Here is a 26,810-nt window from a genome sequence, read left to right on the forward strand (position 1 = left end):
GAACACAAATTCAGAACGAGCGCGCCTCGCGCCGCGCCCGTGCCCGTGCCCGTAAGCGATTACGCCGACGCGCCGCTCTTCAGCGATTCGACGAGTTCCACATATTGCCGTTTGGCGTCGTCGGACGGCGTGCCTTTCAGCGCGGACCACGCTTCGTATTTGTATTTGCCGGCGATGTCGGCGAAACCGGGCTTGTCGCCCGTTACGTCGCCCGCGCTCGCCTGCTTGAAGAGCGCGTAGAGGCGCAGGAGCGTCAGGTTGCCGGGCCGCTCGGACAATTGCGTGACGTCCGTCTGCGCTTGCGCGAATTGTGCGTCGATGTCGCTCATCGTTCCTCCGTTTTTGAGGCGAACGATCATAACAAGCCGCTGCGTCGCGGCTCTGGAGGGTTTATTCCAGTCGATCGCGCGCGGCGAGCGCGTTTTGCCGCCTCGACGCCGCCGCGTTTTTCATGTGACGTCCCGCATTACAATGTCGCCTATGACACGCACCGTTCTGTTCGCCCTCGATACTTCGACCGAATTCTGCTCGGTCGCCTTGCTGCTCGCCGATGCCGCGCCGCCATCGGGCGCCGTCGCGGCGCACTACGTCGACGCGTCGACGCAGGTCTGGTTTCGTCACGAAGCGACCGGCGCGGTGTCGAGCACGCGTTTGTTGCCCGCCATCCGCGAACTCTTCGACGACGCGCGTCTTGCGCTCTCCGACTGCGACGCGATCGCGTTCGGCGCTGGTCCCGGCTCGTTCACGGGATTACGGACCGCGACGGGCGCGGCGCAAGGGCTTGCATTCGGGCTCGGCGTGCCGGTCGTGCCGGTCGGCACGTTGCTCGCGTGCGCGGAGTCCGCGCGCATGAGAGATCCGGCGGGCTCGCGCGTGCTGGCGGTCCTCGATGCCCGCATGGACGAAGTCTACTGGGCCGATTTCGCTTTCGACGCCGACACCGGCGACTGGCAAACGATCCGCGGCGCGTCGCTGGATGCACCCGGCGCGCTCGTTCTTCCCGATGCGCCTTTCACGCTCGCGGGCAATGCCGCCGTCGCCTTCGGCGAGCGGCTGCCGGCGCTGGCGGCGGCACGGCGCGTCGATCGCGAAGCGCTGCCGCATGCGCTGCCGGTGGCGCTCGCCGGCCTGCGCGCGTTGCGCGCGGGGCGCACCGTGCCACCGGATCAGGCCGCGCCGGAATACGTGCGCGACAAGGTCGCGCAGACCACCGCCGAGCGTCTCGAAGCGCGCGCGGCCAAGGACGCGAAGGACTTGCAGGGAACGTCGGCGACTCGTGAGGAGCCGGTGCGGTGAGCGGGGTGCTGCTCGCCGACCGCTATCTGTCGCCGATGACGGAAGTCGATCTCGACGAGGTCGCGGCCGTCGAAAAGCTCGCCTACGAATTTCCGTGGAGCCGCGGCAATTTCCAGGATTCGCTGCGCAATGGCTATTTCGGCGTGTGCATGCGCCATGTCACGGGGACGCTCATCGGATACTGCGTGCTGATGCCGGTTGTCGACGAGATGCATCTGCTCAACCTCTGCGTCGCGCCCGCCGCGCAGCATTCGGGCGCGGGGCTCGCGCTGCTGCGCGAAGCGGTGCGCATCGCGCGCGCGGAAAAGCTGGAGGGCATCCTGCTGGAAGTGCGGCCGTCGAATCCGCGCGCGATCCAGCTTTACGAGCGCTTCGGTTTCACGGCGATCGGGCGTCGCAAGAATTATTATCCCGCGCGGCACCGTTCGCGCGAGGACGCAATCGTCATGCGTCTGACGTTTTCGAAGGAGGGCGCGCATGGCGCTGCATGAATCGATGCTGGAAGAGTTTGGGCTCGGGCCTGTCTGGGTCAGGCGGCGCGCGGGCGGTCATTTATCCGCTGCGCCTGTAGCCGCCGAAGCGGTTCTGCCGGCCACGGAAAGCGCGGGCGCGGCCGTAACCAAGACCGCCCGCGATGCACAGCGCCCCTCGGGGCCGGCCACTAATGCCGCGCCCGTACCGCAGCGCGCGGATTTCGCGGCCGAATCGCGCACCGAAGCCGAGCCGTTCGATCCGCAGCCTTCGGACCGCCCGAGCGCCGCGCACGACGCCGACGATCTCCCCTGGCTCGACGAAGCCCCTGCGCCCGCCGACGCGCACGCCGTCGTCGATACGCCCGCCGACATCCACACGCTCGACTGGGACACGCTCGCCGCGCGCGTCGCGAACTGCGAGCGCTGCCGACTGTGCGAGCGGCGCACGAACGCGGTATTCGGCGTCGGCGACCGGGAAGCCGACTGGATGCTGATCGGCGAGGCGCCCGGCGAAAACGAGGACAAGCTCGGCGAACCCTTCGTCGGCCAGGCGGGGCGGCTGCTCGACAGCATGCTGCGCGCCGTCGCGCTCTCGCGCGAATCGAACGTGTATATCGCGAACGTGATCAAGTGCCGGCCGCCCGGCAACCGCAATCCGGAACTCGACGAAGTCGCGCGTTGCGAGCCGTATCTGCAAAGACAAGTCGCGCTCGTCAAGCCGAAGGTGATCGTCGCGCTCGGCCGCTTCGCCGCGCAGAGCCTGCTCAAGAGCGAAGCGAGCATCGCGTCGCTGCGGGGGCGCGTGCACCGCTACGAGGGCGTGCCGGTGATCGTCACCTATCACCCGGCCTATTTGCTGCGCAGCCTGCCCGACAAGGCGAAGGCGTGGGCCGATCTGTGTCTCGCGAGGGAAACCTATCGAGCGTCGCTCGAGGCGTCTGGAGTCGTCCCGGGCGGCCAGTGATGGCGGACTCCGGGCGCCTCGCCGATCACGCGGTCCATCGTCTCGTCGATCGATACGGCGACGTCACCGTCCGCGATCTCGCGTGGCTGCTCTTCGCACCCGATCTGCTGCGCGCGAGCCACGCGGGCGCGCCGCTCGCCCATCCGTTCGAAACGCCCGTCGAGCGCGACGCGACGCTCGCCTGGCTCGACGACCTCGATCGCGATCCGCATCCGCTGCACGCGCGCTCGCGCAATCCCAAGCTGACGCGGCTCGGTTTCTACGCCGAAAGCCTGCTCGAATTTTTCCTGACGCACGGCCCGGCGGCACGGCTCGTCGCGGCGAACGTGCCGTTGAGGAAGCACCGCCGCACGATCGGCGAATGCGACTTTCTGTTGCAGACCGCGTCGGGCGCGCGCCTGCACTGGGAAATGGCGGTGAAGTTCTATTTGCACATCGGCGACGGATCGGGCGATGCCGCGCGCTTGTCGGACTATGTCGGCCCGAACCTGCAGGACCGGTTCGACCTGAAACATGGGCGGCTCATCACGCACCAGCTTGCGCTGAGTTCGCGAGAGGAGTTCGCCTCGCTCGGGTTCGGGAGTGCGTGGACGGCGCAGTTGTACATCAAGGGGCGGCTCTTCTATCACGGCGCGGGCGTGACGCCCGCGCCCGAACTCGGCGACGATCATCTGCGCGGCTGGTGGCTCACCGTGTCGGAGTGGAGCGCCGCGCACGGAACGGCGGCGGCCTGTTACGACGAAGCCTGGGTCGTGCAGCCGCGCCTCGCCTGGCTGGCTTCGCGCAGGCTCGCCGCGGCCGACGCCGGCGCGCTGCTCGCCGATGCCGCCGCGATCCACGAACGCCTGCGCAGCGCCGTTTCCCCGACGATGGTCGCGTCCTACGCGCGCGACGCCGACGGCGGATGGAGCGAGCGCTCGCGCGGCTTCATCGTGCCGGACGACTGGCCGGAGCGCGCGCGAACCTACGCGCTTACCACCATCTGAAGAAGTGATGCACCGGCCCGACGCCGTGCCCGACGTCGAGGCGCGCGCTCTGTTCGATCGCGCCTGTCAGATAGCGCTTGGCGTCGGCGGTGGCGGTGGCGAGGCTGTCGGTTTGCGGGATCAGCGCGGCAATCGCCGATGACAGCGTGCAGCCGGTCCCGTGGGTGTTTTTCAGCGGCACGCGCACGCCGCCCAGCCGCACCGCGCCGGCCGGTTGGACGAGCCAGTCCGGGCTGTCGGCGGAAGCGAGATGGCCGCCTTTCATCAGCACCGCGCGCGCGCCGTGCGCGAGGAGCGTTTCGCCCTGGCGGACCATCGCGTCCTCGTCGGCGGCGGCGGACGTGCCGAGGAGCGCGGCCGCCTCCGGCAGGTTCGGCGTGACGAGCGTCGCGAGCGGCAGCAGTTCGTCGCGCAGCGCGGCGACCGCTTCCGGCGCGAGCAGCGCGTGATTGCTCTTCGAGATCATCACGGTATCGAGCACGACGTGTTCCGGCCGATGCCGCCGCAGTGCATCCGCGACCGCGCGCACGATGTCGGCGTTCGCGAGCATGCCGATCTTCACGGCGTCGATGCGGATGTCGTCGAACACGGCGTCGAGCTGCGCGCTGATGAAGGCCGCGTCGGGCGTGTGGATCGCGCTGACGCCGCGCGTGTTCTGCGCGGTGAGCGCGGTGATCACGCTCGCGCCGTAGGCGCCGAGCGCCGAAAACGCCTTCAGGTCGGCCTGGATGCCCGCGCCGCCGCCCGAATCGGAGCCGGCGATCGTGAGGACGTTGGGGATGCGTTGTGTCATGGCTTGGCGTTCGGTTACGGTTGGGCGCGTGAGATCGTCTCGCGCAGACGGGCGGCGGCCTCGCGCGCATCCGGCGCCTTGCAGATCGCGGACACCACCGCGAGGCCCGCGGGCTTGGCGCGCATGACGTCGGCGGCGTTGTGCAACTGGATGCCGCCGATCGCGACCGTCGGATAGCGCGCACGCGCGCACAGCGCCGCGAGACCGTCGATGCCGCAGGGCGCCGACCCATCGGTCTTGGTGGGCGTCGCGAAAACGGGGCCGGCGCCGAGATAGTCGATCGTATCGCCGAGCGTGTTCGCTTCGTCGACCTCGCGCATCTGCGACACCGACAGCCCGATCAGCGCATCCGGCCCGAGCAGTTTGCGGGCGACGTGCGCGGGCAGGTCGCGCTGGCCGACGTGCACGCCGTCGGCACCGGCGGCGAGCGCGATATCGAGATGATCGTCGATGATGAGCGGCACGCGAGCCGCGCGGGTTAGCGGCAGCAGGTCGCGGGCGAGCGCGAGCCACGCGCGCTTGTGCCATTCGGGCGCGCGCAGTTGCACGACGGTCGCGCCGCCTTCGAGCGCCGCGCGCGCGACCTCGAGCGATGCCGCGTGCCCGCCGCACTGCACCGGATCGAGCACGAGATAGACGGAAAGGTCGAAAGCGGGGCGCATGTCAGACGGCGGCAATGTCGCGTGCGACGAGCGTCGCCGCGAACGCGCCGGCATCGAGCGAGGCGAGCCGGTCCAGATACGCGACGGCGAAGCTGCCGGGCAACGCGGCGTCGCGCGCAGCGAGTTCGCCCGCGATGGTCGAATACGCGACGGCCGCGACGGTTGCGAGCCAGTGTTCGCCGCTCCCGTCCGCCGCACCGACGAACGCCGCGACCGTCGCCGAGAGCGCGCAGCCGACGCCCGTCACGCGCGTCATCAGCGGCGAGCCGTTCGAGAGCGCGATGGTTCGCCGGCCATCGGTGATGTAGTCGGTGGCGCCCGTCACGGCGACCGTCGCCTGGGTTTTCAGCGCCAGGATCTGCGCGGCGTCGAGCGCAGCGTCGGTGGCGGCGGTGCTGTCGACGCCGCGTCCGCTTGCCGTGCCGCCCGCGAGACTGATGATCTCCGACGCGTTGCCGCGAATCACCGCCGGCTTCGATTCGAGCAGATCGAGCGCGAATTCCGTGCGGAACGCGAGCGGCCCGACCGCGACCGGATCGAGCACCCACGGCTTGCCGGCGGCGTTGGCGGCATCGACTGCAATGCGGATCGCCTTCGACTGCGGCACGTCGAGCGTGCCGAGGTTCACCGAGAGCGCGTGGGCGATGGCCGCGAACTCGCCGGCTTCCTCGCGCGCGACGACCATCGCGGGCGCGGCGCCGATCGCGAGCAGGACGTTGGCGGTGAAGTTGGTGACGACGAGATTCGTCAGGCAGTGGACGAGCGGTACGTGCTCACGCACGCGCGTCGCGAACGAATGGAGATCGGCGTGCATGGTCGGCAAAGAGAGAAGTGAGGCGGCGCGGATCAGTGCCGCGCCTCGCCGATCAGCGCGACGGAATCGAACGCGCGCTGATTCGCCTGATGCCGGCGCATCACGAAATACATCATCAGGCAGACGAAGGAGCCGAACAGCACGATCACGAACTGGATCGGCACGTCGAGCCAGACGAGCACGGCGTAGAGACACAGCATCACGAGGACGGACAGGTTCTCGTTGAAGTTCTGCACGGCGATCGAGTGGCCGGCGGAGAGCAGTACGTGGCCGCGATGCTGGAGCAGCGCGTTCATCGGCACGACGAAAAAGCCCGACAGGCCGCCGACGATCATCAGGAACAGGTACGCGATCAGCAGATAGCCCGGCATGCGCATTTCGCCGATCTGCAGGCCCCAGCCGGCCGGGAACAGATCGCGGGTATAGAAGGCCATCAGCATCACGGCGATGCCCATCATGATGCCGACCGGCAGCACCGAGAGCGAGCGCTTGAGCGGCACGCGCGCCGCCGCGAGCACCGCGCCGACCGCCACGCCGACCGCGATCACCGCCTGCAGGATCGCCGCCTGCGACAGCGACATCCCGAGCGACACTTCCGCCCATTTCAGCACGATGAACTGCAGCGTCGCGCCCGCACCCCAGAAGAGCGTCGTGACCGCGAGCGAAATCTGGCCCAGCTTGTCGCGCCAGAGGGTGATAAAGCAGTCGGCGAAATCGGTGATGAGCTTGATGGGCCGCGTTTCCTGTTTCGGATAGCGCGCGCCGGTGTCGGGAATGCGCAGGTTGAACATCGCGGCAATGATGTACATCACCACGATCACGATCATCGCGGCCTCGGCGGGCGTGTGGATGCGCGGAATGTTCAGGCCGAGCAGATGCCCGGCGATGTGCGGACTGATGAGCGCGCCGCCCATCACGGTGCCGAGGATGATCGAGCCGACCGTCGTGCCTTCGATCCACCCGTTTGCCGCGACGAGCCGGTCGGGCGGCAGCAGTTCGGTGAGAATGCCGTATTTCGCGGGCGAGTACGCGGCGGCGCCGAATCCGACGATGCCGTAGGCGACGAGCGGATGCGCGCCGAACAGCATCGTGAGGCAGCCGACCACCTTGATGGTGTTGGTGACGAACATCACCTGGCCTTTGGGCCGGGAATCTGCGAAGGCGCCGACGAACGCGGCAAGAACGACATACGACAGGACGAAGAACAGCTTGAGCAGCGGCGTCATCCAGTTCGGGGCGTGAAGATCTTTCAGCAGTGCAATAGCAGCGATCAGAAGGGCATTGTCGGCCAGCGAAGAGAAAAACTGCGCGGCCATGATGGTGTAAAAACCTTTTTTCATCTGATCCGAAGCTTTCCTCACTGCGGGTGATCCGCCCCGGTCGCCGGGGGTGCACTCGGGCTTATTCCGTTCGAAATGGGTTGTGTGCACGGCTTTATAACACGAAAATAGGCGCATTCTGACTAGCAGTAATCTCGATTCGGTGTTGCAAAACACACGACCGTGCTGCGAGTCCTTCATAAGATACTGATTCGCAAGGCGTCTTGAACCGTCGTTTCGCCTCGCGCTCCAACAGCGTTTTAACCCGAACTCTCATGCCGCGCCCCCTTTCCGCCACGATCCACACCGCCGCACTCGCCAACAACCTCGCCGTCGCGCGCAAGTACGCGCCGAAATCCAAGATCTGGGCTGTCGTCAAGGCCAATGCCTACGGCCACGGATTGTCGCGGGCGTTCCCCGGACTGCGCGCAACGGACGGCTTCGGACTACTCGACCTCGAAGAAGCCGTGAAGTTGCGTGAATTGGGCTGGGCGGGCCCGATTCTTTTGCTGGAAGGTTTTTTCCGGCCGACCGACATCGACGTGATCGACCGTTACAGCCTGACGACCGCCGTCCATTGCGACGAGCAGTTGCGCATGCTGGAAATGGCGCGGCTCTCGAAGCCGGTCAACATCCAGATGAAGATGAATAGCGGCATGAACCGCCTGGGCTACGTGCCGGAGCGTTTTCGCGCCGCGTGGGAGCGGGCGCGCGCGTGCCAGGGCGTCGGTCAGATCACGCTCATGACCCATTTTTCCGATGCCGACAGCGAGCGCGGCATCGCCTACCAGCTCGAAGCGTTCGAGCGCGGCGCGGAGGGCATCGCCGGCGCGCGCAGCCTCGCGAATTCGGCCGCGACGCTCTGGCATCCCGCCGCGCATTTCGACTGGGTGCGCCCGGGCATCATTTTGTACGGCGCGTCGCCGTCGGGCGTGACGGCCGATATCGCCGACACCGGCCTGCGCCCCGCGATGACGCTCAATTCGGAACTGATCGCCGTGCAGTCGGTCGATCCGGGCCACACCATCGGCTACGGCTCGACCTACAAGGTGGGCAAGCAGATGAAGATCGGCGTGGTCGCGTGCGGCTATGCGGACGGCTATCCGCGCATCGCGCCGGAAGGCACGCCCGTGGTGGTCGAGGGGATTCGCACGAAGATCGTCGGGCGCGTGTCGATGGACATGCTCACCGTCGACCTGACGCCGTGCCCGACGGCAGGCGTCGGCACGCGGGTGGAACTGTGGGGAACGCACCTTCCGATCGACGACGTCGCGCAGGCGTGCGGCACGATCGGCTACGAGCTGATGTGCGCGATCGCGCAACGCGTGCCGGTGCGCGCGGAATAATTCAGACGATTTAGAGAAATAACGAGAAGAATTGGGAATACGCGTGGCGAAAGTGGCGAAGGCGAAGACGCTGTACATCTGTAGCGAATGCGGCGGACAGGCGCCGAAATGGCAGGGCCAGTGCCCCGCGTGCGGCGCGTGGAACACGTTGGTGGAGTCGGTGGCGGAAACGCCGTCCGCGCACCGTTTCCAGGCGCTTGCGAAAAGCACGCCCGTCAAACGGCTCTCCGAGATCGAGGCGTCCGACGTGCCGCGCTTCACGACCGGCATCGGCGAATTCGACCGCGTGCTCGGCGGCGGGCTGGTCGCGGGCGGCGTCGTGCTGATCGGCGGCGATCCGGGCATCGGCAAATCGACGCTCTTGTTGCAGTCGCTGGCGGAGATCGCCCGCGAGCGGCCCGCGCTCTACATCAGCGGCGAGGAATCCGGCGCGCAGATCGCGTTGCGCGCGCAGCGGCTTGGGTTGCTTGGGAGCGCCGAGTCGGCCGCGCCCGATCTTCAGCTGCTCGCCGAAATCCAGCTCGAAAAAATCCAGGCGACGATCGACGCCGAACGGCCCGAAGTCGCCGTCATCGATTCGATCCAGACGGTCTATTCCGAAGCGCTGACGTCCGCGCCCGGCTCGGTCGCGCAGGTGCGCGAGTGCGCGGCGCAACTCACGCGCATCGCCAAGCAGACGGGCACCGCGATCATCATGGTCGGCCACGTGACGAAGGAGGGCAACCTCGCGGGGCCGCGCGTGCTGGAACATATCGTCGATACGGTGCTGTACTTCGAAGGCGACACGCATTCGTCGTTTCGCCTCGTGCGCGCGTTCAAGAACCGCTTCGGCGCGGTGAACGAACTCGGCGTCTTCGCGATGACCGAGCGCGGCCTGCGCGGCGTCGCGAATCCGTCGGCACTCTTTCTCTCGCAGCACGCGCAAAGCGTGCCGGGTTCGTGCGTGCTCGTGACGCAGGAAGGCTCGCGGCCGTTGCTCGTCGAAGTGCAGGCGCTGGTCGATACCGCGCACGTGCCCAATCCGCGGCGGCTTGCGGTCGGGCTGGAGCAGAACCGGCTCGCGCTGTTGCTCGCGGTGCTTCACAGGCACGCGGGCATCGCGTGCTTCGATCAGGACGTGTTTCTGAACGCGGTGGGCGGCGTGAAGATCACCGAGCCCGCCGCCGATCTGGCCGTGCTGCTCGCGATTCATTCGTCGATGCGCAACAAGGCGCTGCCGAAGGGGCTGATCGTGTTCGGCGAAGTGGGGCTGGCGGGCGAAATCCGGCCGTCGCCGCGCGGGCAGGATCGTCTGAAGGAAGCGGCGAAGCTCGGTTTTTCGATTGCGTTGATTCCCAAGGCCAACGCGCCGAAGCAGCCGATCGACGGGCTGGAGGTGATCGCGGTGGACCGCATCGAGGAAGCGATCGACCGGGTGCGCACGCTCGAAGGCTGACGTTCCGTCCCTTCGTAATCTTGTGTAAAAGAAGCGACCGTGGCTGTAACCCACGCGGTGCGTGATTTTCCTATGCTTGCACGGCTACAAGAACGGCTGCAGTGCACGAGCAAAGGACCACGCCTTGAAACACTCAGATCACTCCACTCCGGCTTCATCGTTTCACCTGCGCGGCTGCCGCGTTTCTGCGCCGATTTTGCAGCCGTGGGGCGGCGAATGCCGGATCGTCGAATGGATCGACGCCGAAGGGCAGATTTCGCGCCGCGTCGTGGCAGCGGACGTGACGGAAGACCAGGTCGTCGCGACGATCCGCCATCACGTCACCGGCCGCAAACACATGCTCATCGACGACGAGCGCATGCCGCGCCAGACCTTGCCGCGCCGTTAATCCTTCGCGAAAAGCGGATGCGCGGCCGCTTCGGCGGGCGTTAGCACCGGCGCCACGCAGCAGTTGAGCGGTTCGAGCAGCGCAATCCATTCGTCGCGCGTGCGCTCGCGGAAAATCGCCGCGAGCGACTGCGTAAGTGCGACGGCATCGGCGCCGCCCGCCGCCTGACCGAGGCTCCAGTGCTTCGCGGACCATTCGGGCCGGCCGAGCGCGTGGCACAAGGTTTCCCAGAACTTCAGTTCCAGCGCGCCGAGCGCGACGAACCGGTCGTCCTTCGTGCGATAGACGTTGTAGCAGGGCGCGCCGCCGTTGAGCAGCCCGGCGCCCGCGCGCGTCGTTGCGTACGCGTGGTTTTCGAGTGCAATATGCGCCATCACGTTGTGCGCATGGACCGCGTGCGTCATCGAGACATTCAGGCAATGCCCTTCGCCGCCGCGCGCGACGTGCCATAGCGCCGCCAGAATCTGTGTGACGGCGGCAAGCGCGCCGCCCAGCAAATCCGCGATCTGGAAATTCGGCACGATGGGCGTGCCGTTGTTCGACGCGAGCTGGTCGAGCACGCCTGCATACGCAATGTAGTTCAGGTCGTGGCCCGGTGTGTCGACGAACGGGCCTTCGGCGCCGAAACCCGTGATCGCGCAATAGACGAGCTTCGGATTCGCTTCGCGCAGCACGTCGTAGCCGACGCCGAGCCGCGCCATCACCGAAGGGCGAAAACTCTCGACGAGCACGTCCGATTCTCGCGCGAGGCGGATCAGCTCCGCGCGGCCCGCTTCGGTCTTCAGATCGAGCGTGAGCGCCCGCTTGCCGCGATTAACCAGCCGATAAAACGCGCTCGGCGTGCCGGCGGCGCGGTCGGCGTCGCTTTGCAGCATCGTGCGGGCGTAGTCGCCTTCGCCGGGGGCTTCGATCTTCAGCACGTCGGCGCCGAGTTCCGCCAGCCGCAACGTGGCGACCGGGCCGGGCAACAGGCGCGTGAGGTCGAGCACGCGCAGGCCTTCGAGCAATGGTGTTTGCGACAAGACATGCCCTCCGTGAGTGGGATGCTTCAGCCGATCTGCTCCAGTTCGTCATGCGCTTCGAGCCATTCGTGTTCGAGCGTGTCGAGCCGCGCGTTCACGTCGGCCTGGCGGCGGATCGAATCGGTCAGCTTCGTCTTCATGGCCGGCTCGTAGCTCGCGGAATCGGCGACGAACGCATCGAGCGCCGCCTTCTCCTCCTGCAACGCGTCCATTTCCTTCTCGATCTTCGCGATCTTCGATTGCAGCGGCTTCTTCAAATGCGAGAGCTTCTGCCGCTCCTGCGCCTCCAGCCGGCGCTGCTCCTTGCGGCTCTGCGACGAATCCTGCCCGCCATCGGCCGAGCCGTTCGCGTCCTTCGCCGCGGCGCGCGCTTCGGCGGCGTGCTGCAGGAGCCAGTCGCGATAGTCGTCGAGATCGCCGTCGAACGGCTGCAGGCGGTGCTTCGCGACCAGCATGAAGATGTCGGTGGTCGCTCTCAAGAGCGCGCGGTCGTGCGAGACCAGGATGAGCGTGCCCTCGAACTGGGCGAGCGCCATCGTCAGCGCGTGGCGGGTTTCGAGGTCGAGGTGGTTGGTCGGCTCGTCGAGCAAAAGCAGGTTCGGCTTCTGCCAGATGATCAGCGCGAGTGCGAGCCGCGCCTTTTCGCCGCCGGAGAACGGCGCGATCTTCGCGGTCGCCATCTCGCCGGAGAAGTTGAAACCGCCGAGGAAGTCGCGCAGTTCCTGCTCGCGCGTGTCGGGCGCGAGGCGCGCGAGATGCTGGATTGGGGAATCGTCGGGACGCAGGGTTTCGAGCTGATGCTGCGCAAAATAGCCGATGCGCAAGCCCTTGCCCTGGCGCACGGTGCCGGCGAGCGCGTCGAGCGTGGCGGCGAGCGTCTTGATGAGCGTCGACTTGCCTTGTCCGTTCGCGCCCAGAAGACCGATGCGCTGCCCGTTCTGGATCGACAGTGTCACGTCTTCGACGATCGGCACGTCGCCGTTTTCCGTGTGATAGCCGCAGCGCACCTCGTCCATCACGATCATCGGGTTGGGCGCGGCGTCGGGCGTGCGGAATTCAAACGTGAACGGCGAGCTCGCGTGCGCGGGCGCGATCAGTTCCATCTTTTCGAGCGCCTTCACGCGGCTTTGCGCCTGCTTCGCCTTGGTCGCCTTCGCCTTGAAGCGGTTGATGAAGCTCTGCAGATGCTCGACCGTCTTCTGCTGCTTCTCGTACGCGCTCTGCTGCAACGCGATCTGCTGCGCGCGCAGGATCTCGAACTGACTATAATTGCCGCCGTAGCGCTTGATCTGCCGGTTCTCCAGGTGCAGCGTGACATTGCAGACCGAATCGAGGAATTCGCGGTCGTGCGAAATCACGATCAGCGTTCCCGGGTAACGATGCAGCCAGTCTTCGAGCCAGACGATTGCGTCGAGGTCGAGGTGGTTGGTCGGTTCGTCGAGCAGCAGCAGGTCGGAGCGGCACATCAGCGCCTGCGCGAGATTCAGGCGCATGCGCCAGCCGCCGGAAAAGCTCGATACGGACTCGCGCGTCTGGGCAAGCGTGAAGCCGAGACCGAGCAGGAGCGCTTCGGCGCGCGCGGGTGCGGTGTAGCCGTCGGCGTCGGCGAAGGCGGCGTGTTCGTGCGCTTCCGCCGCGCCGTCGTGAGCCGCCGATGCGGCCGCGATGCGCGCTTCGATCGCCCGCAACTGCGCATCGCCGTCGAGCGTGTAGTCGAGCGCGGTGCGATCGACCGCCGGCGTCTCCTGTGCGACGTGCGCGATCTGCCACGAAGGCGGCATCGAAAAATCGCCGCCGTCCGCGTGCAGGTCGCCGCGCAGCACGGAGAAGAGCGTCGACTTGCCCGCGCCGTTCGCGCCGACGAGACCGGCCTTTTCGCCCGGATTGAGGGCGAACGTGGTCGCATCGAAGAGCGGCTTGGTGCCGCGGGCAAGGCTGAATTGGTTGAAGCGAATCACGACGTGACGACCGGGCTTAAGGGAAAGCGCTATTTTAGACCGATGCATCGATGCCGCGCCCTCAGCCGTTCGGCCTACGCCATCTGGCTAGATGTCGTGCGCGGAGCTTTTCGCTTAGACTGGATTTTTTTGGTGGAGCATCGTATGGATAACCTCTACGCCTTTCAGGCAGAAACGCTCGACGGCGAAACCGTCGGCCTCGACCAGTACAGCGGCAAGGTGCTGCTCATCGTCAACGTGGCGAGCGAATGCGGTTTCACGCCGCAATACAAGGGTTTGCAGGATTTGTACGCGCGCTATGCGGCTCGCGGGCTGGAAGTGCTCGGCTTTCCGTGCAACCAGTTCGGCAAGCAGGAACCCGGCGACGCGGCCCAGATCGGCAGCTTCTGCGAGAAGAACTACGGCGTCACGTTTCCGATGTTCGCGAAAATCGACGTGAACGGCGCGAATGCGCATCCGCTCTACAAGTACCTGACCGGGAAGGAACCGGGCGTGCTCGGCATCGAGGCGATCAAGTGGAACTTCACGAAGTTTCTGGTCGACCGCAACGGCAACATCGTCAAGCGTTACGCGCCGATCACGAAACCCGAAGCCATCGCCGACGACGTGGAAAAGCTGCTGTAGCCGCTCAGAGGATCGGCGAGAAGAGGCGCGCGACGTGCATCGCCATGCGTCGCCACGCGGGCGAGTGGCGGTAGTCGTCGGGGCCGATTTCGTCGGCGAGCGCGAAGTCGTCGAGCAGCATGCCTTCCACTTCGCCCGCGAAACGCCGGTCGACGGTCAGCACCATGATCTCGAAGTTCAGGCGAAACGAGCGGTTGTCGAGATTCGCGCTGCCGATCGCGGCGGCGATGTCGTCGACGAGCACGACCTTCTGGTGCAGAAAGCCCGGCCGGTAGCGAAAGATGCGCACGCCGGCGAGGATCGCGTCGTACGCGTAGAGCTTCGATGCCGCGAATACCACGTGATGGTCGCGCCGGCTCGGAATCAGGATGCGCACGTCCACGCCGCGCATGACCGCGAGCCTCAGCGCCGAGAACACGGCCTCGTCGGGAATCAGGTAAGGGGTCGTGATCCAGACGCGCGTGCGCGCCGCGCTGATCGCTTCGACGAAGAAGAGCGAGCAGGTTTCCTGCTTGTCGGCGGGGCCGCTCGCGAGGACCATGCAATGCATGTCGTCCGGGCAGCGCGTGCTCGGGCCGACTTCCGGCAGGCGCTGGGTCGCCCAGTACCAGTCTTCGATGAAGACGAACTGGATGCTTGCAACCGCCGGGCCGCGCACCTCGATATGGGTGTCGCGCCAGGGCGAGAGCCGCGCATTGCCGCCGAGATACTCGACGCCCACGTTGTGGCCGCCGACGAACGCGCGCTCGCCATCGACCACGACGATCTTCCGATGATTACGAAAGTTGATCTGGAAGCGGTTGACGAACAGGCGTTTGGTCGCGAACGGATGAATCTCGACACCGGCCTGCTGCAGCGCGCTCACATAGCGGTGCGGCAGGTCGAAGCTGCCGATGCTGTCGTAGAGGAAATAGACGCGCACGCCCGCCTGCGCCTTCGCGACCAGCATGTCCTTGAGCAATTCGCCGAGCGCGTCCGCGCGCACGATGAAGAACTGGACGATCACGTAGCGCTCGGCCTGTTCGATCGCTTCGAGGATGGCGGAGAAGGTCGCGTCGCCGTTGATCAGCACGCGCACGGCGTTGCCCCGCAAAAACGGCATGCCGGAAAGGCGCGTGAGCGTGCGGATGACCGGGTGGCCGAGGTATTCCGCCGGGCCGGGCGCCGCCACGCCGCGCGCGCTGGAGATGTCGGGCAGGGTGCCGGTTTCGGTCGCGTCGCCGGATTCCCACTCGGTGGGATGCGAGCGGTTGCGCAGGATCTCGTTTTCGAGACGCCGTTCGTCGATATACCCGGCGAACTTGCTGCGCCCGAGAAACAGATACGGAATGAGCGTGAGATACGGCATCGCGACGAGCGACACGGCCCAGGCGACCGCCCCCTGCGACGTGCGCGTGTTGATGACGGCGTGAATCGCGGCCACCGCGCCGAGCACGTGTGCCGCCATCACGAGAGTGCCGAGGTGGAGCCAGTCTAGTTGCATGGATGCGCGCGGCCGAGCGTGGCTTCGGTTGGCGATGAGCCGGGAAAACGGCCGGCGCAGCGTTGCGATGCAAGGCGCCGGTCGGCGATGCGTCATCTTACCGAAGGCGGCACGTTCGATGCCGTCTCAATAATGCCGCCCCGCGCGCAGATCCTGTGTCAGTCCGGCAGGTCGGCCGCCTGGATCAGGAAGACATTGTCGTCGCCGGCGCTGGTCGAGAGCCAGACCAGATCCAGCCCGCCGAGCGATGCCTCGACGTTCTCGCGCTCGTTGCCGATCTCGACGACGAGCACGCCGTCCTCGGTCAGCCACTTGCGCGCTTCGGCCACGATCCGCCGCACGACGTCCATGCCGTCCGCGCCGCCCGCGAGTGCGAGTTCCGGCTCGTGACGGTATTCGGCCGGCAGGTTGCCCATCGCGGTCGCGTTCACGTAGGGCGGGTTCGTGATGATGACCTCGTAACGCCCGCCCGGCAGCGGCGCGAAGAGATCGCCTTCGTAGAGCGCGATGCGCTCGTCGAGGCCGTATTCGTCCACGTTGCGATGCGCGACTTCGAGTGCGGGCGCCGAAATGTCGACGGCGTCGATGTCCGCGTTCTGGAACGCCTGCGCCGCGAGAATCGCGAGACAGCCGGAGCCGGTGCACAGTTCGAGCACGTGCGACACCTGGTCCGGATCGGCGACGTACGGCTGCAAGCCGTCCTGCAGCAATTCGCCGATGAACGAACGCGGCACGATCACGCGCTCGTCCACGTAGAAGCGGTGGCCGTGCATCCACGCCTCGTGCGTGATGTACGCGGCCGGCACGCGATCTTTCGCGCGGCGCTCGATCACCTTCATGACGGCGTCGATTTCGGTGTCGAGCAGGCGCGCGTCGAGGAACGGGTCGAGCGTGTCGAGCGGCAGGTGCAGCGTGTGAAGAATCAGATAAGCGGCTTCGTCGTATGCATTCGACGAGCCGTGGCCGAACGACAGTCCGGCCTCGGTGAAGCGGGACACGCCGAAGCGCAGCAGGTCGCGCACGGTGGTGAAGGGTAGCGCCATCGCAAGGCTCCTTTGTTCTCAGGCGATCAGTTGTTCGAGCACGCGCCGGTACACGTTCTTCAGCGGCTCGATGAATTGGACTTCGATATGTTCGTCGATCTTGTGGATGCTGCCGTTCGGCGGCCCGAATTCCACCACTTGCTCGCAGATGCGCGCGATGAAGCGGCCGTCCGACGTTCCGCCCGTCGTAGACAACTCCGTGCGCACGCCGGTTTCATCGAAGATCGCGGTTTCGAGCGCATTCGAGAGCGAGCCGCGCGGCGTCAGGAACGGCAGTCCGCTCACGGTCCAGCTGAGGTCGTAGTCGAGTTCGTGCTTGTCCAGAATTGCGTGGACGCGGCGTTGCAGGTCTTCCACGGTGCTCGCCGTCGAGAAGCGGAAGTTGAACAGCAGTTCCGTGTGGCCCGGGATCACGTTTGTCGCGCCGGTGCCGCTCTTCAGGTTCGAGACCTGCCAGGTGGTCGGCGGAAAGTATTCGTTGCCTTCGTCCCAGTGCTCGGCGACGAGTTCGGCGAGCGCGGGCGCGAGCAAATGAATGGGATTCTTCGCGAGGTGCGGATACGCGATATGCCCCTGCACGCCCTTCACGACGAGCTTGCCCGACATCGAGCCGCGCCGGCCGTTCTTGACCATGTCGCCGAGCGTGGCCGAGGACGTCGGCTCGCCGACGATGCAGTAGTCTAGCCGTTCGCCGCGCGCCTTCAGCGCCTCGACCACTTTCACGGTGCCGTCGGTCGCCGGGCCTTCCTCGTCGCTCGTGATGAGGAACGCGAGCGAGCCGCGATGCGCGGGATGCGCCGCGACGAATTCCTCGCTCGATACGACGAACGCCGCGATCGACGTCTTCATGTCCGCCGCGCCGCGTCCGTAGAGCTTGCCGTCGCGATGGGTCGGCGTGAAGGGCGGCGAGGTCCATTGTTCGAGCGGGCCGGTCGGCACGACGTCGGTGTGGCCGGCGAACGCGAGCAGCTTGCCGTCGGCACCTTGCGTGCCACGCTTGACCGCCCACAGGTTCGTGACGCCGCCCGATTCGATGGTCTCGCATTCGAAGCCGATCGCGCCAAGCCGCTCGACGAGGAGCGCCTGACAGTGCTGGTCATCGGGCGTGACGGACGCGCGCGCGATCAGGTCTTCGGTGAGGAGGAGGGTGCCGGACATTATTCGAGCCAGTTTCAAATGAAAAATGCCGGCGCGGCGGCCGGCAGTCGGATTAATCAACGCAATCGCGCTTCAGTCGAACAACGTTTCGTACTGCTCGGCCGAGAAGCCGAGCGTCTTCACGCGTCCGTTCACGACGACGACCGGCCGCTTGATGATCGACGGCTTGTGGATCATCAGCGCGATCGCGCCGGCGGTCGTGCCGGCTTCGGCCTTGTAGGTGTCGGAGAGGCCGCGCCAGGTCGTGCCGCGCCGGTTGATGAGTTCGTCGAGCGACACGTCCTTCAGCCAGTCCTGCAACAGCGCGTTCGAGACGCCCGCTTTCTTGAAGTCGTGGAATTCGAACGGCACGCCGTGTTCTTCCAGCCACACGCGCGCTTTCTTCACGGTATCGCAGTTCGGGATGCCGTAGACGACCGTCTTCTTCGCCACGATCAGTCGCCTCGCAGGAGCTCGTTCAGGCCGACCTTCGCGCGCGTCTTGGCATCGACCTTCTTCACGATCACCGCGCAATAGAGGCTGTGCGTGCCGTCCTTCGACGGCAGGTTGCCCGCGACCACGACCGATCCCGCCGGAATGCGGCCATACGTGACCGAGCCGGTTTCGCGATCGTAGATTTTCGTGCTCTGGCCGAGATAAACGCCCATCGAAATGACCGAATTCTCCTCGACGATCACGCCTTCCACCACTTCCGAGCGCGCGCCGATGAAGCAGTTGTCCTCGATGATGACGGGGTTCGCCTGCAACGGCTCCAGCACGCCGCCGATGCCCACGCCGCCCGACAAATGCACATTCTTGCCGATCTGCGCGCACGAACCGACCGTCGCCCAGGTGTCGACCATCGTGCCTTCGTCGACATACGCGCCGATGTTCGTGTACGACGGCATCAGCACGACGTTCTTCGCGATGAACGAGCCGCGGCGTGCGATGGCCGGCGGTACGACGCGAAAACCGCCCGCGGCGAAGTCTTCGGCGGTGTAGTTCGCGAACTTCGACGGCACCTTGTCATAGAACTGCGTGTAATTGACGGACCCACCACCCGCCGGCATCGGCGCGTTGTCTTCCAGGCGGAACGACAGCAGCACGGCCTTCTTCAGCCACTGGTTGACGACCCAGTCGCCGTCCTTTTTCTCGGCGACGCGCAGTTGACCTTTGTCCAGTTGCTCGATCGCGTGAGCGACGGCGTCGCGCACTTCGGCGGGCGCGGCTTTCGGCGACAGCTCGGCGCGGTTTTCCCAGGCGTTATCGATGATCTGCTGAAGTTGTTGCGACATGTCGGTGGTATCGGTAAGGAAGGATGGATTTAGGCGGCACGCGCGAGCGTGCGGCAGAACTCGACGATGCGGCGCGCTCCCTCGACGCATTCGTCGACGTCGGCGACGAGCGCGATGCGCACGAACCCCTCGCCGGGATTCGTGCCGTGCGCGGTGCGCGCGAGAAAGGAGCCCGGCAGAACCGTCACATTATAGTCGGCGTAGAGACGCGCCGCGAACTCGGTATCCGAGAGGCCGGTGCGCGCGACGTTCGCCCAGAGATAGAACGCGGCGTCGGGCAGGCGCACGTCCAGCACGTCCGCGAGCATCGGCGTGACCGTCGTGAACTTTTGCAGATATTTCGCGCGGTTGTCACGCACGTGCGTTTCATCCTGCCAGGCGGCGATGCTCGCGCTCTGGAACACCGTGGAGAGCGCCGCGCCGTGGTAGGTGCGGTATAGCAGGAAGTCCTTGAGGATCGATGCATCGCCCGCGACGAAGCCCGAGCGCATGCCCGGCACGTTCGAGCGCTTCGAGAGGCTCGACAGCATCACGAGGCGCTCGAAGCCGCGCCCGAGCCGGTGCGCCGCTTCCAGGCCGCCGAGCGGCGGCGCGGCTTCGTCGAAGTAGATTTCGGAGTAGCACTCGTCCGAGGCGATGACGAAGCCATGCCGGTCCGACAGCGCGAAGAGTTCGCGCCAGTCGTCGAGCGTGAGCACGGCGCCTGTCGGGTTGCCCGGCGAGCAGACATAGAGCAGTTGCGTGCGCGCCCAGATGTCGGCGGGGACGGCCGAGTAATCGCAGGCGAAGTTGCGCGCCGGGTCGCTGTTCACGAAGTACGGTTGCGCCCCCGCGAGAAGCGCCGCGCCTTCGTAGATTTGGTAGAACGGGTTCGGACAGAGTACGATCGGCGGTTCGGCCGCGTTCGCCGACCGGCTGTCGATCACCGTTTGCGCGAGTGCGAAGAGCGCTTCGCGCGAGCCCGATACCGGCAGCACTTCGGTGGCGGCATCGACGGCGGGAAGGTGGTAGCGCGTTTTCACCCACGCCGCGATGGCCTGCCGCAGCGGCTCGCTGCCGAGCGTCGCCGGATACGACGACAAACCGCCGAGCGCATTCACGACGGCATCGCGAACGAGCGCGGGCGTCGGATGCTTCGGCTCGCCGATGCCGAAGCTGATCGGCTTGACGCCGGCACGCGGCTCGATGCCCTTGAAGAGCGCGCGCAGCTTTTCGAACGGATACGGCTGGAGTTTCTGCAGAAGAGGGTTCACGGCGAGGTCGTCGGACGGCGGCAAATGAGGACTTGGCACAGCTCGCTTGGGCGACGGCCGGAGCGGTGGGCGACCGGATGTCGCGGCACGGGACCGGGGAATCGGCGGCAGCGGGCCGCGGCTCGGGAATACCAGGAAAGCGCTCCCGCACATGACGCGGGAAAGCGTTCGATTATACAGCGGCGCATACGGGCGATTCGGACCATGCAGGCCGCCGGGCCGCGCAGAAAGCGGCTCGCCGACGTCGAGCGAGGTCCGCGGATGAATCATGGAGCAGTGAATGCAGTCGATTGAAACAGGAAGCATTGCGTCGCGGGCGGCGGTCGTGTCGGACGCGTGCGCGCACGCAGACCCGCGTCGCGGTTCTATAAACAAAAGCGAGTCGCGATGAGCCCGCGCCTCGCGAACACACTGCCCACGCTCGCGATCATGCTGGGCGCGTCCGTCTGGGGCCTCGTCTGGTATCCGATGCGCATGCTGGCCGCGCTCGGTCTCACCGGCACCGCCGCCAGCGCGACGACGAGCGCCGCCGCCTGTCTCTTCGTGCTGCTCGTGCGGCGCCGGGCGATCGCGTCGATGTCGTGGCACTGGCTGCTCGTCGCGCTCGCGCTCGCCGCCGGCGTGACGAACATCGGCTTCGTATGGGGCGCGATCCACGGGCAGGTGATGCGCGTGCTGCTGCTCTTCTACCTCACGCCCGCGTGGACCGCGCTCTTCGCGCATTTCATCCTGCACGAGCGGCTCACGCGATCGGGCGTCGCGCTGGCGGCGCTGTCGCTCGCGGGCGCGATGGCGATGCTCTGGTCCCCCGAGCTCGGCATGCCGCTGCCGGCGAATCTCGCCGAATGGGCGGGTCTCGTGGGCGGCATGGGCTTCGCGATGAGCAACGTGCTGATCGTCAAGGTGAGCCGCGTGCTGCCGGACCTGAAACCCGAAATGCGCACGGCGACCATCTTCGGCGGCGCGGCGCTCGTCGCCGCGTTCGCGACATGCTTCGAAGCGATGCCGACTCCGCCCGCCGCCTCGCAGATGGGCATGGTCGCGTTCATCGTGATCGGGCTCGGCGTCGTGCTCGCGTCGAACAACATGCTGGTGCAGATCGGTCTCGCGAAGGTGCCGGCCAATCGCGCGTCGATCATCATGCTGTTCGAACTCGTCGTGACGGCGCTTTCGGCATGGTTTTTCGCGGGCGAAGTGCCGGGCCCGCGCGAATGGGCGGGCGGCGCGTGCATCGTCGTGGCATGCGTGCTGTCGAGCTGGGTGCATCGCGACACTGCGCCCGTCGAGCCGTCTGGCGAAGCCGCCGCCAAAAAGAAATCGACACGCGCGATGGTATGATTGTGACCGCTCGCGAAGGCCGTGCCGACCCGTCAATCGGACGATTCCGCAAAGCGGTTCTAAGTCGTTGATTGCACGTGTTTCGCGCGACGGCAGCGTATTGATCGCAGCCTTGATCGCGCATCAGGCCCGAGAGCAATTCGACCGGCGACGGCCACGCCGCGCATGATCCAGAGCGCGCGAGAAGGCCCGCCGGCCCCGTATCAGAGATACGCCAAGCATTCTTTTCCAACAGCGATATCGCCGTGCGTCTGACCTCGATAAAACTCGCTGGCTTCAAGTCCTTCGTCGATCCCACGCATTTCCAGGTCCCCGGCCAGCTGGTCGGCGTCGTGGGTCCCAATGGCTGTGGCAAGTCCAACATCATCGATGCCGTGCGCTGGGTGCTCGGCGAATCGCGCGCCTCGGAGCTGCGCGGCGAATCGATGCAGGACGTGATCTTCAACGGCTCGACGGCGCGCAAGCCCGGCAGCCGGGCCAGCGTCGAACTGATCTTCGACAACGCCGACGGCCGCGCCGCCGGCCAGTGGAGCACCTACGGCGAAATCGCCGTGAAGCGCGTGCTCACGCGCGACGGCACCTCCAGCTATTACATCAACAATTTGCCCGCGCGCCGCCGCGACATCCAGGACATCTTCCTCGGCACGGGCCTCGGCCCGCGCGCCTACGCGATCATCGGGCAGGGCATGATCTCGCGGATCATCGAGGCGAAGCCGGAAGAACTGCGCGTGTTCCTCGAAGAAGCGGCGGGGGTGTCGAAGTACAAGGAACGGCGTCGCGAAACCGAGAATCGTCTGCATGACACGCGGGAAAATCTGACGCGCGTCGAAGATATCGTTCGTGAACTGAGCGCGAATCTCGAAAAGCTCGAAGGACAGGCGGTCGTCGCGACCAAATACAAGCAGTTGCAGGCCGAGGGCGAAGAGAAGCAGCGTCTGCTGTGGCTCTTGCGCAAAAACGAGGCGGGCAACGAAGCCGAGCGCCAGCAGCGCGCGATTCGCGACGCGCAGATCGAACTCGAAGCGCAGACCGCGCGTCTGCGTGAAGTGGAAGCGCAACTGGAGACGCTGCGCGTCGCGCATTACAGCGCGAGCGACGCGATGCAGGGCGCGCAGGGCGCGCTCTACGAGGCGAATTCGGAAGTGAGCCGCCTGGAGGCGGAGATCCGCTTCATCGTCGAGTCGCGCAATCGCGTGCAGGCGCAGATCGCGGCGCTCACGGCGCAGCGCGAGCAATGGCAGATCCAGGCCGAGCGCGCGCGCGGCGAAATCGAGGACGCTGAAGAAGCGCTGACCATCGGCGAGGAAAAGGCGGCCATCGCGCAGGAAACGGCGGCCGCCAAGCACGACGAATTGCCCGCGCTCGAAGGGCGCTGGCGCGACGCGCAGACGCAACTGAACGAAGAGCGCGGCGGCATCGCGCAGACCGAGCAGTCGCTGAAGCTCGAAGCGGCGCATCAGCGCAACGCCGACCAGCAGCTTCAGCAGTTGCAGCAGCGTCACGAGCGTCTGAAGACGGAAGCGGGCGGGCTCGACGCGCCCGACGAAGCGCAGCTCGAAGAGTTGCGCATGCAGCTTGCCGAACACGAAGAAATTCTCGCCGACGCCCAGGCGCGTCTCGCGGATGCACAGTCCACGCTGCCGCGTCTGGACGGCGAGCGCCGCGCGGCGCAGGAACGCGTGCAGGCCGAAAGCGCGCAGAACCATCAACTGGAAGCGCGGCTTGCCGCGCTGAAGCAGCTTCAGGAAAACGTCCAGACCGAAGGGAAGATCCAGCCGTGGCTCGACAAGCACGAGCTGGGCGGTCTGCCGCGCCTCTGGAAAAAGCTGCACATCGAAGCGGGCTGGGAGACGGCGCTCGAAGCCGCGCTGCGCGAGCGGATGACGGCGCTCGAAGTATCGAATCTCGACTGGGTCAAGGCGTTCGCCACCGACGCGCCGCCCGCCAAGCTCGCGTTTTACGCACCGCCGCCCGCCGGCCGGCCTTTGGAAACGCCGCAAGGCTTGCGGCCGCTCTTGTCGCTCGTGCGCATCGACGATCCGGGCATTCGCGCGGTGCTGAACGACTGGCTCGGCACGACGTTCATCGCCGAGGACATCGGCCAGGCGCTCGCCGCGCGTGCGCAACTGCCCGAAGGCGGCGCGTTCGTCGTGAAGGCGGGGCACATGGTTTCGCGCGTCGGCGTGGCGCTGTATGCGGCCGACTCGGAGCAGGCAGGCATGCTCGCGCGCCAGCAGGAAATCGAAAACCTCACGCGTCAGGTGCGCGCGCAGGCGCTGCTCGCCGACGAAGCGAAGGCCGCCGCCGTGCGCGCCGAGGCCGCGCACACGCAGGCCTCGCAGGCGCTCACCGATGCGCGCTCGGCCGCCGAGCGCGCGACGCAGCGCGTCCACGCGCTGCAACTCGACGTGCTGAAGCTCACGCAGGCGCACGAGCGTTACACGCAGCGCAGCACGCAGATCCGCGAGGAACTCGAAGAGATCAAGGCGCAAATCGACGAACAGCGCGCGCTCAGGGCGGACTCCGAAGCGAATTTCGAGCGTCACGACGCCGAACTCGCCGAACTGCAGGCGCGTTTCGAAGACAACCAGCTCGCATTCGAAGCGCTCGACGAGTCGCTCACGAACGCCCGTCAGGAAGCGCGCGATCTGGAACGCGCGGCGAGCGATGCGAGCTTCGCGGTGCGCGGCCTCGCGGCGAAGATCGAAGAATACAAGCGCAATATCGACACCGCGCACGACCAGAGCGAACGCGTCGCGGGCGCGCTCGAAGACGCGCGCGCCGAACTCGAAACGATCAACGAGCAGACCGCGCAAACCGGTCTGCAAGACGCGCTCGACATCCGCGCGGCAAAGGAAGAGACGCTGCACGCGGCGCGCATCGAACTCGACGACCTGACCGCGCGCCTGCGCCAGTCCGACGAAGCGCGCCTGAGCGTCGAGCGTTCGCTGCAGCCGCTGCGTGAGCGCATCAACGAATTGCAGTTGAAGGAGCAGGCGGCGCGCATCAGCGGCGAACAGTTCGTCGAGCAGTTGCAGGCGGCGGGCGTCGACGAAGCCGAGTTGCAGGCGAAGCTCACGCCGGACATGAAGCCGTCGTATCTGCAGGGCGAGGTCACGCGCCTGAACAATGCGATCGCGGCGCTCGGACCCGTCAACATGGCCGCGCTCGACGAACTTGCGGCGGCCACGCAGCGAAAGGAGTTCCTCGACGCCCAGTCGGCCGACCTGAACAACGCGATCAACACGCTGGAAGACGCGATCCACAAAATCGACCAGGAAACGCGCGCGCTGCTGCAAGGCACCTTCGACGAAGTGAACCGCCATTTCGGCGACCTGTTCCCGCGTCTTTTCGGCGGCGGTCAGGCGAAACTCATCATGACCGGCGACGAAATCCTCGACGCCGGCGTGCAGGTGATGGCGCAGCCGCCCGGCAAGAAGAATTCGACCATTCATCTGCTCTCGGGCGGCGAAAAGGCGCTGACGGCCACCGCGCTCGTCTTCGCGATGTTCCAGCTGAATCCGGCGCCGTTCTGCCTGCTCGACGAAGTGGACGCGCCGCTCGACGACGCGAACACGGAGCGTTTCGCGAACCTCGTGCGCGCGATGGCCGCCAAGACGCAGTTCCTGTTCATCTCGCACAACAAGATCGCGATGGAAATGGCCCAGCAACTGATCGGCGTGACGATGCAGGAGCAGGGCGTGTCGCGGATCGTTGCCGTGGACATGGAATCCGCGGCCGGATTCGCACAGAATGCTGGCTGAAAGACTTTGAACCCGAGCAGGCCGGAACCGCGTTCCGGCCTTACGCGCGAGGCGCGGAGTCGGCGCGCGTTGAAACCAGCGTGCGCGACAGATCGCGCGGCGCATCGCAACTAGAAAGAATGATGGAGCGTGCATGGACGAGTTGACACTCGGTTTGATCGGCGCCGGCGCCGTGGTGGTGGGCGGCGTGGTGGTTTACAACGCGTGGCAGAGCGCGAAGGTGCGTCGCAGGATGCCGCGCCCGATGCCCGAGGAAGCCGCGGATTCGCTCGCCCGTCAAGAGACGGACGAAGAACATCCGTTCATTGAGCCGGTACGGCCCGCGCGCCGCGAGCCCGCGATGGGAGAGGCCGCCGCCCACGAACAGAACGAAGCGCGCGTCGAGCCGAGTTTCGGCGGTGCGCCGATGCCCGGTGTCGCGCCGGCCGATACCGCGGTCGATCTCCAGGCCGAAGCGACGTCGACCAATGGCGAGCCGTCCGTCGAAACCGAAGGGCCGGAGTCGGAAGAGCCGATCGTGCCCGCCGCGACGACGTTCTCCTCGGCGCCGCCCGCGCTCGTGGATCGTCGAATCGACTGCGTCGTGCCGATCCGGCTGACCGCGCCGATCGCCGGCGACAAGCTCGTGCCGCTCGCGCAGCGCCTGCGCCGCGCGGGAACCAAGCCCGTGAACATCGAGGGCAAGCCCGAAGGCGAATCCGCCTGGGAGTTGCTGAAGAACGGCGCGCGCTACGAAGAACTGCGCGCGGCGGCGCAACTCGCGAACCGCAGCGGGCCGCTCAACGAACTGGAATTCTCCGAGTTCGTGACGGGCGTGCAGCGTTTCGCCGACGCCATCGACGGCGCGCCGGAATTTCCCGACATGCTGGAGACGGTCGGCATGGCGCGCGAACTCGACGCGTTCGCCGCCCAGTGCGACGCGCAGCTCTCGATCAACATCCTGTCGGACGGCGCGCCGTGGTCGGCGAACTACGTGCAGGCGGTGGCGTCGCAGGACGGCCTGCTGCTCTCGCGCGACGGCACGCGCTTCGTCAAGCTCGACGCGAAGCAGAACCCGGTCTTCATGCTCCAGTTCGGCGACACCAACTTCCTGCGCGACGACCTCACGTACAAGGGCGGTCAGATGATCACGCTCGTGCTCGACGTGCCGGTCGCGGATGAAGACATCCTCCCGTTCCGCCTGATGTGCGATTACGCGAAGTCGCTGTCCGAGCGCATCGGCGCGCGCGTCGTCGACGACCAGCGCCGCCCGCTGCCGGAATCGGCGCTGATCGCCATCGAAAAGCAGTTGATGACGCTTTACGCGAAGCTGGAGCAGGCGGGCATCCCGGCCGGCTCGCCCGCGACGCGGCGGCTCTTCAGCCAGTAAGCGTTAAGCGTCGGCGTCACTGTCGTCACCCGCCGGACCACGACATCG

Annotated in this window: 24 protein-coding genes; 11 read left to right on the forward strand and 13 right to left on the reverse strand. The window is 66.4% G+C overall.

Annotated features, from left to right (window positions below):
* Positions 1-59: 59 nt before the first annotated feature.
* Positions 60-329, reverse strand: coding sequence for an acyl-CoA-binding protein (locus QCE48_RS06450; protein ID WP_309785635.1), 270 nt, complete (start codon positions 327-329; stop codon positions 60-62).
* A gap of 151 nt (positions 330-480) precedes the next feature.
* Between QCE48_RS06450 and tsaB the strand changes: the two genes are divergently transcribed.
* The 4 genes from tsaB to QCE48_RS06470 are packed head-to-tail and all read left to right on the forward strand — an operon-like array spanning position 481 to position 3,719.
* Positions 481-1,296, forward strand: coding sequence for a tRNA (adenosine(37)-N6)-threonylcarbamoyltransferase complex dimerization subunit type 1 TsaB (tsaB, locus tag QCE48_RS06455; protein ID WP_309785633.1), 816 nt, complete (start codon positions 481-483; stop codon positions 1,294-1,296).
* A complete protein-coding gene (rimI, locus tag QCE48_RS06460; RefSeq protein ID WP_116561754.1) occupies positions 1,293-1,787 on the forward strand; it encodes a ribosomal protein S18-alanine N-acetyltransferase in 495 nt (164 codons plus the stop codon). Before tsaB ends, rimI begins: the two co-directional genes overlap by 4 nt.
* Positions 1,774-2,733, forward strand: a complete 960-nt coding sequence (locus tag QCE48_RS06465) for a uracil-DNA glycosylase family protein (RefSeq protein ID WP_309785632.1) — start codon at positions 1,774-1,776, stop codon at positions 2,731-2,733. The genes rimI and QCE48_RS06465 overlap by 14 nt, the downstream gene beginning before the upstream one ends.
* Entirely contained in the window at positions 2,733-3,719 is a 987-nt protein-coding gene (locus QCE48_RS06470) for a DUF1853 family protein (protein WP_309785631.1), read from the forward strand. Before QCE48_RS06465 ends, QCE48_RS06470 begins: the two co-directional genes overlap by 1 nt.
* On the opposite strand, the gene thiD is transcribed toward QCE48_RS06470, so the two are convergent.
* From thiD to lplT, 4 genes are read right to left on the reverse strand one after another with little or no spacing between them, the layout of a single operon-like run.
* Entirely contained in the window at positions 3,706-4,512 is an 807-nt protein-coding gene (thiD, locus tag QCE48_RS06475) for a bifunctional hydroxymethylpyrimidine kinase/phosphomethylpyrimidine kinase (RefSeq protein ID WP_309785630.1), read from the reverse strand. The two genes, QCE48_RS06470 and thiD, sit on opposite strands and share 14 nt — an antisense overlap.
* A gap of 14 nt (positions 4,513-4,526) precedes the next feature.
* Complete coding sequence (gene thiE, locus QCE48_RS06480; RefSeq protein ID WP_309785629.1) at positions 4,527-5,174, reverse strand: thiamine phosphate synthase; 648 nt, start codon at positions 5,172-5,174, stop codon at positions 4,527-4,529.
* A gap of 1 nt (position 5,175) precedes the next feature.
* Positions 5,176-5,988 (reverse strand): hydroxyethylthiazole kinase, encoded by an 813-nt coding sequence (thiM, locus tag QCE48_RS06485; protein ID WP_309785627.1) that lies wholly within the window; start codon positions 5,986-5,988, stop codon positions 5,176-5,178.
* A 32-nt stretch (positions 5,989-6,020) separates the two neighbouring features.
* Positions 6,021-7,328 carry a lysophospholipid transporter LplT gene (gene lplT, locus QCE48_RS06490; protein ID WP_309785626.1) on the reverse strand — a complete coding sequence of 436 codons (1,308 nt, stop codon included), beginning with the start codon at positions 7,326-7,328 and terminating at the stop codon, positions 6,021-6,023.
* A gap of 254 nt (positions 7,329-7,582) precedes the next feature.
* Between lplT and alr the strand changes: the two genes are divergently transcribed.
* From alr to QCE48_RS06505, 3 genes are all read left to right on the forward strand, one after another.
* Positions 7,583-8,653, forward strand: a complete 1,071-nt coding sequence (alr, locus tag QCE48_RS06495) for an alanine racemase (protein WP_309785625.1) — start codon at positions 7,583-7,585, stop codon at positions 8,651-8,653.
* 52 nt (positions 8,654-8,705) lie between these two features.
* Positions 8,706-10,088: a DNA repair protein RadA gene (gene radA, locus QCE48_RS06500; RefSeq protein ID WP_309788254.1), complete on the forward strand. Its 1,383-nt coding sequence runs from the start codon at positions 8,706-8,708 to the stop codon at positions 10,086-10,088.
* A gap of 124 nt (positions 10,089-10,212) precedes the next feature.
* Positions 10,213-10,476: a DUF2866 domain-containing protein gene (locus tag QCE48_RS06505; RefSeq protein WP_116561746.1), complete on the forward strand. Its 264-nt coding sequence runs from the start codon at positions 10,213-10,215 to the stop codon at positions 10,474-10,476.
* On the opposite strand, the gene QCE48_RS06510 is transcribed toward QCE48_RS06505, so the two are convergent.
* Both QCE48_RS06510 and QCE48_RS06515 read right to left on the reverse strand, forming a co-directional pair.
* Complete coding sequence (locus tag QCE48_RS06510) at positions 10,473-11,498, reverse strand: CaiB/BaiF CoA-transferase family protein (protein ID WP_309785624.1); 1,026 nt, start codon at positions 11,496-11,498, stop codon at positions 10,473-10,475. The genes QCE48_RS06505 and QCE48_RS06510 overlap by 4 nt on opposite strands.
* A 26-nt stretch (positions 11,499-11,524) precedes the next feature.
* Positions 11,525-13,456, reverse strand: a complete 1,932-nt coding sequence (locus tag QCE48_RS06515) for an ATP-binding cassette domain-containing protein (RefSeq protein ID WP_309785623.1) — start codon at positions 13,454-13,456, stop codon at positions 11,525-11,527.
* Positions 13,457-13,600: 144 nt separating this feature from the next.
* On the opposite strand from QCE48_RS06515, the gene QCE48_RS06520 reads away from it, so the two are divergent.
* Complete coding sequence (locus tag QCE48_RS06520; protein ID WP_309785622.1) at positions 13,601-14,080, forward strand: glutathione peroxidase; 480 nt, start codon at positions 13,601-13,603, stop codon at positions 14,078-14,080.
* Between the two features lie 4 nt (positions 14,081-14,084).
* Here the strand turns inward: QCE48_RS06520 and cls are convergent, their stop codons facing one another.
* The 6 genes from cls to dapC all read right to left on the reverse strand — a co-directional run bounded on the left by cls (position 14,085) and on the right by dapC (position 20,291).
* Positions 14,085-15,563 carry a cardiolipin synthase gene (cls, locus tag QCE48_RS06525; protein WP_309785621.1) on the reverse strand — a complete coding sequence of 493 codons (1,479 nt, stop codon included), beginning with the start codon at positions 15,561-15,563 and terminating at the stop codon, positions 14,085-14,087.
* A gap of 158 nt (positions 15,564-15,721) precedes the next feature.
* The gene (gene prmB, locus QCE48_RS06530; RefSeq protein ID WP_309785620.1) at positions 15,722-16,606 is read right to left on the reverse strand and encodes a 50S ribosomal protein L3 N(5)-glutamine methyltransferase; all 885 of its coding nucleotides are present in this window, start codon (positions 16,604-16,606) and stop codon (positions 15,722-15,724) included.
* Between the two features lie 18 nt (positions 16,607-16,624).
* Positions 16,625-17,764, reverse strand: a complete 1,140-nt coding sequence (dapE, locus tag QCE48_RS06535; RefSeq protein ID WP_309785619.1) for a succinyl-diaminopimelate desuccinylase — start codon at positions 17,762-17,764, stop codon at positions 16,625-16,627.
* 72 nt (positions 17,765-17,836) lie between these two features.
* On the reverse strand, positions 17,837-18,196 hold the full coding sequence (locus QCE48_RS06540; RefSeq protein WP_309785618.1) for an ArsC family reductase: 360 nt from the start codon (positions 18,194-18,196) through the stop codon (positions 17,837-17,839).
* A 2-nt stretch (positions 18,197-18,198) separates the two neighbouring features.
* Entirely contained in the window at positions 18,199-19,038 is an 840-nt protein-coding gene (dapD, locus tag QCE48_RS06545; RefSeq protein ID WP_309785617.1) for a 2,3,4,5-tetrahydropyridine-2,6-dicarboxylate N-succinyltransferase, read from the reverse strand.
* Positions 19,039-19,067: 29 nt separating this feature from the next.
* A complete protein-coding gene (gene dapC / locus QCE48_RS06550) occupies positions 19,068-20,291 on the reverse strand; it encodes a succinyldiaminopimelate transaminase (RefSeq protein ID WP_309785616.1) in 1,224 nt (407 codons plus the stop codon).
* Positions 20,292-20,678: 387 nt separating this feature from the next.
* On the opposite strand from dapC, the gene QCE48_RS06555 reads away from it, so the two are divergent.
* The 3 genes from QCE48_RS06555 to QCE48_RS06565 all read left to right on the forward strand — a co-directional run bounded on the left by QCE48_RS06555 (position 20,679) and on the right by QCE48_RS06565 (position 26,762).
* Positions 20,679-21,629, forward strand: a complete 951-nt coding sequence (locus QCE48_RS06555; RefSeq protein WP_309785615.1) for a DMT family transporter — start codon at positions 20,679-20,681, stop codon at positions 21,627-21,629.
* 245 nt (positions 21,630-21,874) lie between these two features.
* Positions 21,875-25,393 (forward strand): chromosome segregation protein SMC, encoded by a 3,519-nt coding sequence (smc, locus tag QCE48_RS06560; RefSeq protein ID WP_309785614.1) that lies wholly within the window; start codon positions 21,875-21,877, stop codon positions 25,391-25,393.
* Between the two features lie 133 nt (positions 25,394-25,526).
* On the forward strand, positions 25,527-26,762 hold the full coding sequence (locus QCE48_RS06565; RefSeq protein WP_309785613.1) for a cell division protein ZipA C-terminal FtsZ-binding domain-containing protein: 1,236 nt from the start codon (positions 25,527-25,529) through the stop codon (positions 26,760-26,762).
* The last annotated feature ends 48 nt before the right edge of the window (positions 26,763-26,810 follow it).

Source organism: Caballeronia sp. LZ024, from assembly GCF_031451455.1.
GTDB lineage: Bacteria > Pseudomonadota > Gammaproteobacteria > Burkholderiales > Burkholderiaceae > Caballeronia > Caballeronia telluris.